The sequence below is a fragment of the Actinomycetospora aeridis genome (assembly GCF_037400275.1).
GTDB lineage: Bacteria > Actinomycetota > Actinomycetes > Mycobacteriales > Pseudonocardiaceae > Actinomycetospora > Actinomycetospora aeridis.
Genome location: NZ_JBBEGL010000003.1, coordinates 655,348 through 670,329 on the forward strand (window position 1 = coordinate 655,348; position 14,982 = coordinate 670,329).

Below are 14,982 nucleotides of genomic sequence, written 5' to 3' on the forward strand. Positions count from 1 at the left end.
ACCCCGAGATGTCAGCGGTGTGGCACCGCAGACACTCTGAACGTCATCGAGGGGAGCACGCCGATAGGGCCACACAGTCGATCGCGCGACACGCCGACTCGGGGTAGGTACGTCACTGTCCGTACCCCCGGAACACGTCGCTGCGCCGACGCCCCGGCACCGGTCGCCCGGCGAGTCTCGGCGCCGTGCCCCTCTCCCGCCGCCGGTTCCTCGGCGCGACGCTCGCCGCCGGCGCCGCGGTCGGCCTGGCCGCCTGCTCGGCCGGCGCGCCGCCGCTCCGCGAGGTCCGCCAGGCCGGCCGCCCGCTCGCGATCCCACCCCTGGCGCCGACCCGCCGCGAGGGCGGCCGTCGGGTCGTCGAGCTCGTCGCCGCGCCCGGCGAGAGCGCGTTCCTCGACGGCGTCGTCACCCCCACCTGGGGCTACGGCCCGATGGCGTTCGGCGGGCCGACGATCCGGGCCCGGCGGGGCGAGGACGTCGTCGTCCGCGTCACCAACCGCCTGCCCGGGACCACGACCACCCACTGGCACGGGATGACCCTCCCCGCCCGGATGGACGGCGGCCCGCACCAGCCGATCGCGCCGGGCGCGACCTGGGAGGCGTCCTGGCGCATCGACCAGCCCGCCGCGACGCTCTGGTACCACCCGCACCCGCACGGGCGCACCGAACGCCACGTCCACCGCGGGCTCACCGGCCTCTTCCTCGTCGACGACGACGTCCCGGTGGACCTGCCCGATCGCTACGGGGTCGACGACGTCCCCGTCGTGCTCACCGACCGCAGCTTCGCCGCCGACGGGAGCTTCGACGAATCCCGCCGCAACGCGGTCGGCCTGCTCGGCGACACCGTCCTCGTCAACGGCACGGTCGCGCCCTACCTCGACGTACGCACCACCCGCGTGCGCCTGCGCGTGCTCAACGCGTCGCCGGCGCGGAGCTACCGGATCGCCGTCGACGCCCCGACGACCCTCGTCGGCACCGACGGCGGCCTGCTCCCGTCCCCGCGGGAGGTGCCCGACGTCGTGCTGACGCCGGGGGAGCGCGCCGAGGTCGTCGTCCAGTGCTCGCCCGGCCGACGGACGGTGCTGCGCTCGCTGCCCCACGACCTCGGCGCCGTCAACGGGGTCGCGCGCGCCGCGGGCGGCGACGACACCCTCGACCTGCTCGAGCTCCGCCCCGCCGGCCGGCTGGAGCGCTCGCCCGCGCTGCCGGCCGTGCTGTCCCGCGAGACCCCGCTGCGCGAGCGCGCCGGCGCCCGGACCCGCCGCTTCGTCCTGTCGAGCAACCGGATCAACGGGCTGGCGATGGACATGACCCGCGTCGACGAGGTGCTCGAGCCCGGCGCGACCGAGGTCTGGGAGTTCGTCAACCGCCACACGCTGCCGCACAACCTCCACGTCCACGACGCCCGGATGCAGGTGCTGGGCGAACCGGCGTGGAAGGACACGGTCGCCGTCGCCCCCGGGACCACGGTCCGGGCGCTGGTGCGCGTGGGCCCGTACGCCGACCCGGAGGTGCCCTACATGCTCCACTGCCACCTGCTGCGCCACGAGGACGACGGGATGATGCTCCAGTTCCTGGTCGTCGCGCCGGGCCGGCGGCCCGCGGCGATCACCGGCCACGGCCATGGCTGAGCGCCTGGCCGCCGGCGCCTTCCGGGTCGTCGCCGTCCTGCACGCGGTCATGGCGGTCGCCCAGCCCGTCGCCGCCGGAGCGGTGCTGCAGGCGTCGGCGACCGGACTGGTCGTCCACCAGGCCGTCGGCGGGACGCTGCTGCTCGTGGCCATGCTGCAGGTCCCGCTGGCGGTGCTCGCCTGGCGCCCGGGCCGGCTCTCGCCGTGGCCGATCGCGGTGTCGGTGGGGCTCGTGGTCGCGGAGACGGCGCAGGTGGCGCTCGGCTACACCGGGGTGCTCGCGGTGCACGTCCCGCTGGGCGTGGCGGTCGTCGCGGCGGCGGTGGGGCTGGCGTGGTGGGCGGTGCGCGCCCGTCGGCCGATCACGGTCGGCACCGGGAGCGATCACCGCACCTCGACCGGTCGTGCACAACCGGCGTGAATCCGACGCCCCGGGGGAACGGTCACCTCGACGCACTCCGACGGAAGGACAGCGCCGATGCCGGGACGGCTCGAGGGACGCCGCGTGCTCGTGACGCACGCCGACCGCTACGTGGGACCGCCGGTCGTGGAGCTGTTCCGCGCCGAGGGGGCCGAGGTCGTCGCCGACACCGATGACCTCGTCGACCCGCAGGCACCGCGCGAGGCCGTCGAGCGTGCCGGGGAGATCGACGTCCTCGTCGCCAACTTCGCCGGCCCGCGCGAGGCCATGCCCGTCACGGAGATGCTGGTCGGCGCCACGGAGTGGACCGACGAGGCGTTCGCCGCCTACCTCGAGCACCTCGTGTGGCCGTTCCTGCGCGTCATCCGGGCGGCGCTGCCGTCGATGATCGAGCGGCGCGCCGGGAAGATCGTCGGCGTCACCAGCGCGACGCCGATCCGCGCCATCCCCGGGCTCGGCATCTACTCCGCCGCCCGCGGGGCGCAGAACGCGTTCCTCCAGGCCGTCGGCGCCGAGGTTGCGCCGCACAACGTGCAGGTCAACGCCCTGGGACCCGCCCACGTGCGGAACAACATGTACTACACCGACGCGATGCTGGCCGACGACGCGGTCCGCGAGTCCTTCGAGGCGCAGATCCCCGCGGGTCGGCTCGGCGAGGGCGTCGAGGCGGCCGAGCTCGCGCTCGCCCTGGCGAGCGGGGCCAGCGACTTCCTCGCCGGGCAGGTCGTGCCCGTCTCGGGCGGCTGGGCGACCTGACGGGCTCCCGTCCGTGTACGCGGTGGTCGATATCCTCGACGGTGCACGGCGGAACCACTCCGGGAGAGGACGTATGAGCGAGACGATCGAGTTCCAGGCCGAGGCCCGTCAGCTGCTCCAGCTGATGATCCACTCGATCTACTCCGACAAGGACGTCTTCCTCCGCGAGCTGATCTCCAACGCGTCGGACGCGCTGGACAAGCTGCGCCTGTCGTCCTACCAGGACAAGGATCTCGACGTCGACACGTCGGACCTGCACATCGAGCTGGAGCAGAGCGCTCCCGATGCCGAGAACCGGACCCTGGTGGTCCGCGACAACGGCATCGGCATGACCCGCGACGAGGTCGTCGAGCTGATCGGCACGATCGCGAAGTCGGGCACGGCGGAGATGCTCGCGCAGATGCGCGAGGCGCAGGAGGAGAAGGCCGAGGACCTCATCGGCCAGTTCGGCATCGGCTTCTACTCGAGCTTCATGGTCGCCGACCGGGTCGAGATGGTGACCCGCAAGGCCGGCAGCGACGAGGGCGTGCACTGGGAGTCCTCCGGCGAGGGCACCTACACCCTCGAGCCGGTCGCGGACGCCCCGCAGGGCACGACGATCACCCTGCACCTCAAGCCCGAGGACGCGGAGGACAGCCTCCACGACTACGCGAAGCCCGAGACGGTGCGCCGCATCGTGAAGCGCTACTCGGACTTCATCACGTGGCCCATCCGCCTGGTCACCGACTCCGACGAGCCGCAGGAGCCGATCAACTCCCGCAAGGCGCTGTGGGCGCGGCCGAAGTCGGAGGTCACCGACGAGGAGCTGACCGAGTTCTACCGCCACGTCAGCCACGACTGGCAGGAGCCGCTCGAGACGATGCGGCTCTCGGGCGAGGGCACCTTCGAGTACCAGGGCCTGCTGTTCCTCCCGGCCAACGCGCCGATGGACCTCTTCATGCGCGAGGCCCGGCGCGGCGTGCAGCTCTACGTCAAGCGCGTGTTCGTGATGGACGACTGCGAGGCGCTCGTCCCCGAGTACCTGCGCTTCGTCAAGGGTGTCGTCGACGCCGCCGACCTCTCGCTCAACGTCTCGCGCGAGATCCTCCAGCAGGACCGCCAGATCCAGCTGATCCGCAAGCGGCTGGTGCGCAAGGTGCTGCAGACGGTCGCCGCGCTGCAGGAGAACGAGCCGGAGAAGTACGCGACGTTCTGGAGCGAGCTGGGCCGGGCCTTCAAGGAGGGCCTGCTCACCGACCCGGACAACCAGCAGGCGATCCTCGGCGCCAGCGCGTTCCCGTCCACCCACTCGCCGGACGGGAACACCACGCTCAAGGCCTACAAGGAGCGGATGCCCGAGGGCCAGGAGTCGATCTACTACCTCACCGGCGCGTCCCGGGCGAGCATCGAGAACTCCCCGCACATCGAGGCGTTCCGGGCGAAGGGCTTCGAGGTGCTGCTGCTCACCGACCAGGTCGACGAGGTCTGGACCGACGCCGTCAGCGAGTTCGACGGCACGCCGATGGCCTCGATCGCCAAGGGCGACGTCGACCTCGGCGGCGACGACGACAAGCCCGAGGGCTTCGACGAGCTCCTGTCCTGGATGGGCACCGAGCTCGCCGACGACGTCAAGGAGGTCCGGCTCTCGACGCGCCTGACGAGCTCGCCGGCCTGCCTCGTCGGCGACCCGGGCGACCTCTCGCCGACCCTGGAGAAGATGTACCGGGCGATGGGTCAGGAACCGCCGGTGACCAAGCGGATCCTCGAGCTCAACCCGCAGCACGCGCTGGTCAGCGGCCTGCGCGACAAGCAGGGCACCGGCGACGCCGACCCGGACGTCGCGCGCCTGCTCTACGGCATGGCGCTGCTGGCCGAGGGCGGCGAGCTCAAGGAGCCGACGACGTTCGTCAACACCCTCGCCGAGCGTCTGCAGAGGACGCTCTGACGGAATAGCGGGGAGCCGGCGCGGGTTCTGGGTCGCGAAAGATTGAAGCGACAACTGATCTGGGAGGTGGCGCCGTGTACGTCGGCGTCGACAGCTTCGTCGCGAAGGTGACCGACCCCGACACCGAGCGGGTCGTCGGGCCGGTCGAACGCTTCGCGCACCTGCTCGAGGAGATCGAGACGGCCGACAGGGCCGGGCTCTACTCCTACGGCATCGGCGAGCACCACCGTTCCGAGTACTACGACGCGGCGCCCGCCGTCATCCTGTCGGCCGCCGCGGCGCGGACGGAGCGGATCCGGCTGCGGTCGGCCGTCACCGTGCTCAGCGCCGCGGATCCCGTGCGGGTGTTCCAGGAATACGCGACCGTCGACCTCGTCTCTGGCGGGCGGGTGGAACTGGTCGTCGGGCGAGGGTCGTTCACCGAGGCGTTCCCGCTGTTCGGGCTCTCCTTCGCCGACTACGACTCGTTGTTCACCGAGAAGCTCGACCTGCTCGTCGCGTTGACCCGCAGCGAGCGTGTGACCTGGTCGGGGCGGCACCGGCCGGCGTTGACCGACCAGCCCGTCTTCCCACGCCCGGCGCAGGATCCGCTCCCGGTGTGGGTCGGTGTCGGTGGCTCCCCGGAGTCCTTCGTGCGGGCCGGTGTGCTCGGGCTGCCGCTCATGGTCGCGATCATCGGTGGGTCCCCCCGGCAGTTCGCGCCGCTGATCGACCTCTACCGGCGGGCGGGCCGGGAGGCCGGTCACGACCCGGCGACGCTGAAGGTCGGGCTGCACCTGTTCGGCTTCCTCGGTGAGGACGTGGCGCAGGCGACGAACGCCTTCTACCCGGGGTGGGAGGAGATGTTCAGCACGATCGGTCGGGAGCGTGGCGGGATGCCGCCGTCGCGCCGCCAGTTCGACGCCACCCGGGGCCCCGACGGCGCGTACGTCATCGGTGACCCGGACCAGGTCGCGGCGAAGCTGACGACGATCTCCGAGCAGCTCGGCGGCGTCGACAGGATCAACCTGCAGATGACGAACCCGCGGCTGCGCCACACCGACCTGCTGCGGTCGATCGAGCTGCTGGGCGACGTGGTCCCGAAGGTCGCCGACGTCTAGGGGCGCGCCACGGGCCGTGTCGGCGCGGTGTCTCAGACCGACTCGGTCTCGCGGTCGTCGTCGGACGGAGCGTGGCGCCGCCGCAGACGCAACACCAGCGGCACGACGAACAGCAGAACGATGATCACGTAGACGGTGATCGACAACGGCGTCGACACCAGCGTCGTGACGTCACCGTCGCTGATCTGTAGCGCCCGGCGCAGCTGCAGCTCGGCGTCGGGCCCGAGGATCACGCCGATGATCGCCGGGAGCACCGGCAGGCCGAACCGGCGCATCCCGAAGCCGATCGCGCCGACGACCAGCAGGACGATCAGGTCCACGGGCTGCCCGGACACCGCGTAGGCCCCGACGCAGGCGAAGAACAGGATGCCGGCGTAGAGGTAGGGCCGCGGGATGCGCAGCAGCTGGGCCCAGGCGGGCGCGAGCGGCAGGTTGAGCAGGAGCAGCAGGACCAGGCCGATGAACAGGCTCGCGATCAGCGTCCACACCAGGTCCGGCTCGCGCTCGAAGAGCAGCGGGCCGGGCTGGATGCCGAACTGCTGGAACGCCGCGAGCATCACCGCGGCGATGGCGGTGGTCGGCAGCCCGAGGGTCAGCATCGTCGCGAGCGTCCCGGCCGACGACGCGCTCGCCGCCGACTCCGGGCCCGCGACGCCCTCGATGGCGCCGTGCCCGAACTCGTCGCGGCGCTTCGAGAGCCGGCGCTCGGTCACGTAGGTCATGAAGGTCGACATCTCGGCGCCGCCCGCGGGGATCGACCCGAACGTGAACCCGATGAACGGGCCCCGCAGCCACGGCCGCCAGGCGCGCTTCACGTCCTCGCGGCCCAGCCACGGACGCCCGACGGGGATGACCTCGGGCGGCTTGCGTCGCAGGTGCGCGGCCACCCACAGCGCCTCGCCGACCGCGAACAGCCCGACCGCGACGATGACGACGTCGATGCCGTCGGCGAGCTGCGGGACGCCGAAGGTCAGGCGCGGAGAGCCGGTGATCGGGTCGAGCCCGACCATCCCGATCGTGAGCCCGAGGACGAGCGACGCGAACCCCCGCACCCGCGACGAGCCGAGGACGCCCGTCACGGCGACGAACGCCAGCACCATGATCGCGAAATAGTCCGGCGCGCCGATGTCCACCGCAACGGCGGCGATCAGCGGTGCGAGCAGCACGAGGCCGAGCACGCCGATCATGCCGCCGACGAAGTGCCCGATCGCCGCGGTCGCCAGTGCCTGCGCGCCGCGGCCCTGCTTGGCCATCGGGTTGCCCTCGATCGCGGCCATCACCGAGGCGCTCTCGCCGGGGGTGTTCAGCAGGATCGACGTCGTCGAGCCGCCGAACATCGCCCCGAAGTAGATGCCGGCGAACATGATGAACGCGCCGGTGGGCTCGAAGGCGTACGTCACCGGGAGCAGCAGCGCGACCGCCATCGCCGGGCCGATGCCGGGCAGGACCCCGATCGCGGTGCCCAGCAGGACGCCGATCGCCGCGAAGAGCAGGTGTGTCGGGGTCAGCGCCGAGGCGAACCCGTCGAGCAGGCCGAAGTCGTTCATCCCAGGACCCCCATCAGCGGGCCGCCGGGCAGGTCCACGCCGAGCAGCCCGTCGAAGGCGATCCACGTGACCAGCGAGACGGCCGCGGCGACGGCGATGTCGCGCACGACCGTCCGGGAGCCCAGGGCGTAGGCGGCGCCGGCGAAGAGCAGCGTGCCCGCGATCGGCCAGCCGAGCAGCGGGATGAGCACCGCGGTGGCGATGAGGACCCCGGCGAGCATCCCGACGGTGCGCAGGTCCATCGGCGCGTCGAGGTCGACGTCCTCGCCCGCCTCCGCTTCGCCATGCCCGCCGCGGAGCACGTCGATCGTCAGCAGCACGGCGAGGACGAGCAGGGCGGCACCGAGGATCAGCGGCACCGCGCCCGGGCCGATCGGGTCGTCCTCGTCCCCGCCGGACAGCCCGCCCTCGACCACGGTGTCGACGAGGACCAGCACGCCGACCAGCGCCAGGAGCGCCGAGACCCCGAGCTCGGAGTGCTCGCGCCACCACGTGCGCGCAGGAGCGGTCATCTAGAGCCCCAGTTCCCGGAGCACGCCGGCGACCCGGGTGTCCTCGTCGGCCAGGAACGCGCCGAAGGCGTCCCCGGGGAGGTAGGCGTCCTGCCACCCGTTGCGGGCCAGCACCTCGCGCCACTCCGGCGTCGTGTGCAGCGCGTCGAGGGCGCCGACGAGCTCGGCGCGCTGCTCGCCCGACAGGCCCGGCGGCGCGACGATGCCGCGCCAGTTGGTGAACTCCACGTCGACGCCGGCGTCGCGCAGGGTCGGCGCGTCGACCCCCGGCACCCGCGTCCCGGCCGTGACCGCGAGGACGCGCAGGTCGCCGGACTCAATCTGGTCGGCGAACTCCCCGAGCCCGCTCACCCCGACGCCGACCTTGTCGCCCAGCACCGCGGCCATGAGCTCGCCGCCACCGTCGTAGGGCACGTAGGTGACCGCCCGGGGGTCGACGCCCGCACCCCGCGCCATGAGCATCGGCGCGAGGTGGTCCGGGCCGCCCACCGAGGAGCCGCCGCCGACGGGCACCGACGCCGGGTTCGCCCGCCAGGCGGCGAGGAACTGCCCGATGTCGCGGAACGGGGAGTCGCGACCGACCACGACGACCTCGGTCTCCTCCGTGACCCGCGCGATCGGCGTGGCGTCGCGCAGGGTCGTCGCGGACTCGTTGGAGTAGACGCTGCCGACGACACCGAGCCCCATCGACATCAGCAGCCGGCCGTTCCCGGCCTCGTTGACCGTGCGGTTGAGCCCGACGGTGCCGCCCGCGCCGGGCAGGTTGAACACCTCGACCGGCCCGCTGAGCCCGCTGTCCTCCATCGCCTGGGCGGCCGCCCGAGCCGTGACGTCGTACCCGCCGCCGGGGCTGTTGGGCACCATCATCCGCAGCCCCTTGAGCTGCGTGCCGTCGCCGCCGCCGGTGAGCGCACCGACGGCCGGGGGCACGAGCAGCAGCGCGGCCAGCACGACGCCGAGCAGGGCGGCCGCCGGTCCGGGACGCCACGGCGTCGGCGAGGGAGTGTCGGCGGTCGGGTCCGGTGGTGCGGTCGTCGTCGATCGCTCCATGCGCCGCTCCTGTGGTCAACGACACGGACGGGTGAGTCCCACGGAGTGTGCATGCTCGGTCACTGCGTGACGAGACGGAATGTCCGGAGACGTCCGGTGGCTGTCCCCGGGGTGAGCCAGGTCGTCGCGCTGTACGTCGCTCCGGAGCGCAGGGCGCCGATGGCGTCCGTGCCGCGGGTCCAGGCCGAGGCGGGTCGCGGCGTCGTCGGCGACCGCTACCACGGCACGCGCCACCGCCACGTCTCCGTCCAGAGCCGTGACGAGCTCGCCGCCGCCGCGGAGGCCTACGGCGCGCCGGTGCCCGAGGAGCTCACCCGCCGCACCCTCACGCTCGACCACGGCGTGGTCCCCACCGAGCCCGGCGCGCGCCTGACCGTCGGCGACGTGGTGCTCGAGGTCGTCCGTCGCGCCGCTCCGTGCCGCGTCATGGACACCGAGATCGGCCCGGGCGCGGCGCGCGCACTGCACGGCCGCGGCGGGGCGATCTGCCGGGTGCTGACGTCCGGGCCGATCGCCGTCGGCGACGAGGTCGCGCTGCCCGAGGCGGGTTAGGCGCAGGGGCCGACCGTGGCCTCGATGCCGTCGTGGTCGGAACGGGGCAGGTCGAAGCGGTGCGCGGCGTCGCCGCACCAGCCCCGGCTCACGAAGAGGTGGTCGATGCGCAGGAGGAAGGCGCGCCATTGCGTCACCGAGGTCGGACCGGCGCAGCCGTCGCGCATGGCGTCGACGAGGACGGCGTCGAGCAGCCGGTAGTCGCGGGCCCGGTCGGTGGAGTTGAGGTCGCCGGCCACGACGACCGGGCCGGGCTCGCGGCCGACCCGGGCGGCGACGGCCTCGACCAGCCGGTGGTGCTCGGCCGGTGTCGACTGGTAGCCGAAGCCGCCGGTCCACCACGGCCTGGGGATGTGCAGGCCGTAGACCACGAAGGGTGTCGGCGCGTCCACCGCCGCCCGGACGCCGGGGAAGTCGGCGCTCGGCGCGTCGAGCAGGCGGACCGGGAACCGGCTGTAGACGCCGACCGCGGGCTCGCCGGGGGCGTACACGTGGAAGCGGTAGGTCGCGGCGAGGGCGGCGTCGATGCGCCGGTCGTTCTCGACGACGACGAGCACGTCGGCGTCGGCGGCCCGCAGCGCGGGCACCGTCGCGGTCATGCCCGTGACGTTGGCGCTCGCGACGGTGATGCCGGCGCCGGGGCGCACCGCGCCGGCGTCCTGCGGGGTCCAGGGGCCGACGACGGCGACGGTGGCCGCGAGCACGACGGAGACCGCGGTGACGAGACCCCACCAGCGTCCGAGGACCACGGCGGCGACGGCCGCGAGTCCCGCGAGGACGGGGAGCACGATCGCGAGCACGTCGCCCACCAGGGCCAGCTCGTCGCGCAGGGGGAACCAGACCCAGGGCAGCGCCGCGAGGATCAGCCACGTCCAGGGGGAGGAGCGGATCCGGCGGGGCGGCGCCACCGCGACGGTGTCCCGCTCCACGTTCGGCCCTCCCCGCGTCTCCCTTCGCGACTGTACCGATCCGGAGAGGTCGGGCGCCGGGTCAACCGGTCTCGAGCACCCCGACGAGCGCGCCGGCGGGGTCCGCGAGCGTGGCGGTCCGGCCCCGCGGTCCGGTGTCGACGGGCGCGACGACCGACCCGCCGGCGGCCTCCGCGGCGCCGACGGCGGCGTCGACGTCCGCGACGGCGAACACGGGGAGCCAGTGAGGGAGCGCGTCCCCGGCGAGGCCGAGGCCGGCGACCGGCCCGTCGTCACCGTGTCCCGCGAGGCGGCCCGGACCGGCGCCGTCCTCCTCCCAGCGCCAGCCCAGGAGCTCGCGGTAGAAGGTGCGCGTGGTGCCCGGTTCGGCGGACGCGGCCTCCGCCCAGCACAGGGATCCCGGTCCGTCGGGCCGTTCCCGCTCGTCGGACTCCCACAGCCCGACCACCGCGCCACCGGCGTCGAGTGCGACGAGCAGGCGACCGCCCGCACGGTCGTCCTCCGGGCCGTGCAGGACCTGCCCGCCGAGCTCCTCGACCTGCTCCGCGGCGGCGTCGACGTCGTCGACCGCCAGGTAGAGGGTCCAGGCCGGCGGGGCGGCGGCACCCGGGGAGCCGAAGGCTGCGATCGCGTGGTCGCCGCACCACGCGACCCGCTCCTGGTGGTCGGCGAGGACGCCGTCGTCGAGGGACCAGCCCAGCACCCCGCCGTAGAAGGCCGCCACCGTCTCCGCGTCCGCGCCGTCCCCGGTGTCGAGCTCGGCCCAGCAGGGCGCCCCGTCCATGGGCGCAGTCTGCGCGGGCTGCGGGGCACCGGGGAAGGGGCGGTCGGAAGTGCGCGATCGGTCAGCGCCCGACCGGGTAGGCCTCTTGCTGACGGGTGTCCGGCCGCGCGCACACGACGCCGGAGGAAGGAAGAACTGGGGGTGTCCGAGGGGGGACTTGAACCCCCACGCCCTACTAGGGCACTAGCACCTCAAGCTAGCGCGTCTGCCATTCCGCCACTCGGACTTGCGTGAGCGACAGCCTAGACGACGGTGCGCCGGGCGATCACGGTGGGTGGCAGGATGCGGCGCATGGGTCGTGCCGAGGACGAGGTCGTGACGCTGACCAGCGAGCTCATCCAGATCGACAGCCAGAACACCGGAGAGCTCGCGACCACCACCGGCGAGGCGGAGGCCGCCGCGTACGTGGACGCCAAGCTGCGGGAGGTCGGGTACGAGACCGAGGTGGTCGAGTCCGGCGCCCCCGGACGCCACAACGTGTTCGCCCGCCTGAAGGGCTCCGACCCCGATCGGCCGGCGCTGCTGGTGCACGGACACCTCGACGTCGTGCCGTTCGACGAGAGCGAGTGGTCGGTCCACCCCCTGTCCGGCTCGGTGCAGGACGGCTACGTCTGGGGCCGCGGCGCGGTGGACATGAAGGACATGGACGCGATGATCCTGGCGCTCGCACGCCAGTTCAAAGCGGACGGCACGGTGCCGCCGCGCGACCTGGTCTTCGCGTTCCTCGCCGACGAGGAGGCGGGCGGGGCCTACGGCTCCCACTGGCTGGCCGAGCACCGCCCCGACCTGTTCGCCGGCTGCACCGAGGCGCTGGGCGAGGTCGGTGGGTTCTCGCTGACGCTCGGTGAGGACGTCCGCGTCTACCCCGTGATGACCGCGGAGAAGTCGATCGCGTGGATGAAGCTGCGCGTGCGCTCCCGCCCGGGGCACGGGTCGATGATCCACGACGAGAACGCCGTGACGATCCTCGCCGAGGCCGTCGCGCGCCTGGGCCGTCACCGGTTCCCGCTGGTGCTCACCGAGTCGGTCCAGGGCTTCTTCGACGAGATCACCGAGCTGACCGGCATCGAGTTCCCCACCGACTCCGCGGCCGCCCTCGACGGCGCCGTCGCGAAGCTCGGCGGGGTGGCCCGCGTCGTCGGCGCCACGACCCGCGACACGGCGAACCCGACGATGCTGCAGGCGGGCTACAAGGCCAACGTCATCCCCTCGGTGGCCGAGGCGACCGTCGACTGCCGGGTGCTGCCGGGCCGCCAGGAGGCCTTCGAGCGCGAGCTCGACGAACTGCTCGGTCCGGACGTCGAGCGCGAGTGGATCCGCAACCTCGAGGCCGTCGAGACCCCGTTCGACGGCGACCTCGTCGACGTGATCACGCGCTCGGTGCAGGAGGAGGACCCGCAGGCGCACACGCTGCCCTACATGATGTCGGGTGGCACCGACGCGAAGGCGTTCGTGAAGCTCGGGATGCGCTGCTTCGGGTTCGCGCCGCTGCGCCTGCCCCCGGACCTCGACTTCACCGCGCTCTTCCACGGCATCGACGAGCGCGTGCCGGTCGACGCGCTGCAGTTCGGGACCCGGGTGCTCGAGCGCATCCTGCTGCGCGCGTGAGCGACCCCGACGGGAACGGGTCGGTCCGGCACGGCCACGTCGCCCTCGTCACCGGCGGGGGGTCGGGGATCGGCGCCGCGGTGTGCACCCGGCTCGCCGCCGACGGCTACAAGGTGGCCGTCGTCGACCGTGACGCGACGGCCGCCGCCCAGGTGGCCCAGGAGTGCGGCGGGATCGCCGTCGTCTGCGACGTCACGTCCGACACGGCGATCAAGGCCGCCGTCGACGAGGTGACGGCCTGGGGGAGGCGTCTCGACCTCGTCGTGCTCAACGCGGGCTCGACCGGCGGGCAGTCGGGCGTCGACGACCTCGACGTCGCCGCCTACCGGCGCGTCATGGCCGTCAACGTCGACCACGTCGTCTTCGGGACGAACGCGGTCCTCCCGGCCCTGCGCCGCGCCGGGGGCGGCACGGTGATCGCGACGTCGTCGCTGGCCGGGCTCACGGGCATGCCCGACGACGCGATCTACACCTTGTCGAAGCACGCCGTCGTCGGCTATGTCCGCTCCGTCGCGGCGACGCTCGCCGACGAGCCGGTCCGCGTGATGGCGGTGTGCCCCGGGTTCACCGACACCGCGCTCATCAGCGGCTTCCGCGACTCGCTCGGCGGGTTTCCGCTGCTCACCGCCCCGGAGGTCGCCGACGCCGTCGCGGCGATGATCGAGCGGGGCGCGTCGGGGGAGTGCTGGTTCGTGCAGCCCGGCCGCGAGCCCGGGCCGTTCCGCTTCCGCGGGGTCCCCGGCCCGGCCGGTGCGGGCATGCCGCCACGGCTGCGCGAGGACGGCTGAGCGTGCGCGCCTGGCGGGTGCCGCGGTACGGCCCGTTCGCCGACGTGCTGGAGGTCGCCGACGTCCCGCGTCCGGAACCCGGGCCGGGGGAGACCCGCGTGCGCGTGGCGGCCGCGGCCCTGAACTTCGCGGACATCCTGCACTGTGCCGGCGAGTACCAGGAGCGCATCCCGCCGCCGTTCACCCCGGGGCTCGAGGTGGCCGGGACGACCGACGACGGACGGCGCGTGTTCGGGCCGGTGTCGCTGCCGCACGGCGGGTTCGCCGAGGAGGCCGTGCTGCGGACCGCGTGGCCCTGGCCCGACGGGATGAGCGCCGCCCAGGCCGCCGGATTCTTCGTCTCCTACCAGACGGGGTGGTGCGCGCTGCACCACCGCACGAGCCTGCGGGCGGGGGAGACGTTGCTCGTGCTCGCCGCCGCGGGCGGAGTGGGCCTCGCCGCGGTGCAGCTGGGCCTGGCGGCCGGGGCGCGGGTGATCGGCGTGGTCGGCGACGAGGCCAAGGCGGCGGTGGTGCGCGCGGCCGGGGCGGAGGTGCTGGTCGACCCCGAGGACCTGGTGACCTCGGTGCGCGAGCTGACCGACGGGCGCGGGGCGGACGTCGTCTACGACCCCGTCGGCGGCGACTCCTTCGACGCCGCCCGCCGCGTGGTGGCGTGGGAGGGCCGGCTGCTGGTGATCGGCTTCGCCGGCGGGCGGATCGCGGAGGCGCCCACCAACCACGCGCTGGTGAAGAACTACGCGATCGTCGGGGTCCACTGGTCGGCCTATCCGCCGGAACTCGTCGCGGCCTGGCAGCGTGAGATCGAGGCGCTCTGGGACCGCCGGGCGATCGACCCGCTGGTGGGCGCGGTGTACGCGTTCGACGACCTGCCGACGGCGATGACGGAGCTCCAGGCTCGCCGCACCACCGGCCGCGTGGTGCTCCGCGCGCCCTGACCCTCGTGTCAGCGGAGTGGCTCCGCAGACGTCGGCCCTCGCACGTGGTGGGCCGTCACGCCGTCGACCGAAGATCAGCAGCGCGCCACGCACCTCGGCGGGCGAACCCGGGTGCGTCAGACGCTCCTGATCACCGGCGCGAGCCCCGACACCGGGAGCGAACGGGGAGTTCGCGCGCCTAGAAGCAGCGAACGCCACGTTCGCTGCGCCATGAGGAGGTGATCAGGTGGCGAGACCGGCGACCAGGGAGCGGGAGAGCTTGCGGCGCAACCAGACCTTGCGGGTGCCGTCGGCGTAGAGCAGCGTCCGCGCGAGCTCCCAGCCGCCGAACTCGGCGCGGATCCCGAGCTGGACCGTGGCGGAGATCCGCGTGACGTCCGGGGGGAGGCGTACGGGCTGGTACTCCCAGTCGCCCTCGACCACCGGCGCACCGACGAGCACG

General features: G+C 73.6%; 15 protein-coding genes and 1 tRNA gene. 9 read left to right on the plus strand and 7 right to left on the minus strand.

The genetic code is table 11. From position 1 onward, the window contains the following. Positions 1 to 185: 185 nt before the first annotated feature. From WCD41_RS13680 to WCD41_RS13700, 5 genes are all read left to right on the plus strand, one after another. Positions 186 to 1,631, plus strand: a complete 1,446-nt coding sequence (locus WCD41_RS13680; protein WP_337713969.1) for a multicopper oxidase family protein — start codon at positions 186 to 188, stop codon at positions 1,629 to 1,631. After that, positions 1,624 to 2,052 carry a hypothetical protein gene (locus WCD41_RS13685; protein WP_337713970.1) on the plus strand — a complete coding sequence of 143 codons (429 nt, stop codon included), beginning with the start codon at positions 1,624 to 1,626 and terminating at the stop codon, positions 2,050 to 2,052. Before WCD41_RS13680 ends, WCD41_RS13685 begins: the two co-directional genes overlap by 8 nt. A gap of 57 nt (positions 2,053 to 2,109) precedes the next feature. Further along, a complete protein-coding gene (locus tag WCD41_RS13690) occupies positions 2,110 to 2,808 on the plus strand; it encodes an SDR family NAD(P)-dependent oxidoreductase (protein ID WP_337713971.1) in 699 nt (232 codons plus the stop codon). A 73-nt stretch (positions 2,809 to 2,881) separates the two neighbouring features. Further along, entirely contained in the window at positions 2,882 to 4,732 is a 1,851-nt protein-coding gene (gene htpG, locus WCD41_RS13695) for a molecular chaperone HtpG (RefSeq protein ID WP_337713972.1), read from the plus strand. A 74-nt stretch (positions 4,733 to 4,806) separates the two neighbouring features. Further along, positions 4,807 to 5,832 (plus strand): LLM class flavin-dependent oxidoreductase, encoded by a 1,026-nt coding sequence (locus WCD41_RS13700; protein ID WP_337713973.1) that lies wholly within the window; start codon positions 4,807 to 4,809, stop codon positions 5,830 to 5,832. A gap of 32 nt (positions 5,833 to 5,864) precedes the next feature. On the opposite strand, the gene WCD41_RS13705 is transcribed toward WCD41_RS13700, so the two are convergent. The 3 genes from WCD41_RS13705 to WCD41_RS13715 are packed head-to-tail and all read right to left on the minus strand — an operon-like array spanning position 5,865 to position 8,941. Next, positions 5,865 to 7,379, minus strand: coding sequence for a tripartite tricarboxylate transporter permease (locus tag WCD41_RS13705; RefSeq protein WP_337713974.1), 1,515 nt, complete (start codon positions 7,377 to 7,379; stop codon positions 5,865 to 5,867). After that, entirely contained in the window at positions 7,376 to 7,891 is a 516-nt protein-coding gene (locus WCD41_RS13710) for a tripartite tricarboxylate transporter TctB family protein (protein WP_337713975.1), read from the minus strand. Before WCD41_RS13710 ends, WCD41_RS13705 begins: the two co-directional genes overlap by 4 nt. Next, complete coding sequence (locus tag WCD41_RS13715; protein ID WP_337713976.1) at positions 7,892 to 8,941, minus strand: Bug family tripartite tricarboxylate transporter substrate binding protein; 1,050 nt, start codon at positions 8,939 to 8,941, stop codon at positions 7,892 to 7,894. Positions 8,942 to 9,037: 96 nt separating this feature from the next. On the opposite strand from WCD41_RS13715, the gene WCD41_RS13720 reads away from it, so the two are divergent. After that, positions 9,038 to 9,493, plus strand: a complete 456-nt coding sequence (locus WCD41_RS13720) for an MOSC domain-containing protein (RefSeq protein WP_337713977.1) — start codon at positions 9,038 to 9,040, stop codon at positions 9,491 to 9,493. Here WCD41_RS13720 and WCD41_RS13725 read toward each other — a convergent pair. From WCD41_RS13725 to WCD41_RS13735, 3 genes are all read right to left on the minus strand, one after another. Then, a complete protein-coding gene (locus WCD41_RS13725) occupies positions 9,490 to 10,422 on the minus strand; it encodes an endonuclease/exonuclease/phosphatase family protein (RefSeq protein WP_337713978.1) in 933 nt (310 codons plus the stop codon). The two genes, WCD41_RS13720 and WCD41_RS13725, sit on opposite strands and share 4 nt — an antisense overlap. A gap of 61 nt (positions 10,423 to 10,483) precedes the next feature. Beyond that, entirely contained in the window at positions 10,484 to 11,206 is a 723-nt protein-coding gene (locus WCD41_RS13730; RefSeq protein WP_337713979.1) for a VOC family protein, read from the minus strand. Between the two features lie 142 nt (positions 11,207 to 11,348). Further along, positions 11,349 to 11,432 (minus strand) — tRNA-Leu (locus WCD41_RS13735). Between the two features lie 65 nt (positions 11,433 to 11,497). Here WCD41_RS13735 and WCD41_RS13740 point away from each other — a divergent pair. The 3 genes from WCD41_RS13740 to WCD41_RS13750 are packed head-to-tail and all read left to right on the plus strand — an operon-like array spanning position 11,498 to position 14,540. Further along, entirely contained in the window at positions 11,498 to 12,814 is a 1,317-nt protein-coding gene (locus WCD41_RS13740) for a M20/M25/M40 family metallo-hydrolase (protein WP_337713980.1), read from the plus strand. Further along, a complete protein-coding gene (locus WCD41_RS13745) occupies positions 12,811 to 13,602 on the plus strand; it encodes an SDR family oxidoreductase (protein WP_337713981.1) in 792 nt (263 codons plus the stop codon). The genes WCD41_RS13740 and WCD41_RS13745 overlap by 4 nt, the downstream gene beginning before the upstream one ends. A gap of 2 nt (positions 13,603 to 13,604) precedes the next feature. Continuing rightward, positions 13,605 to 14,540, plus strand: a complete 936-nt coding sequence (locus WCD41_RS13750) for an NADPH:quinone oxidoreductase family protein (protein WP_337713982.1) — start codon at positions 13,605 to 13,607, stop codon at positions 14,538 to 14,540. A 222-nt stretch (positions 14,541 to 14,762) separates the two neighbouring features. Here the strand turns inward: WCD41_RS13750 and WCD41_RS13755 are convergent, their stop codons facing one another. Beyond that, positions 14,763 to 14,981: a DUF5703 family protein gene (locus WCD41_RS13755; RefSeq protein WP_337714226.1), complete on the minus strand. Its 219-nt coding sequence runs from the start codon at positions 14,979 to 14,981 to the stop codon at positions 14,763 to 14,765. Position 14,982: the final 1 nt, after the last annotated feature.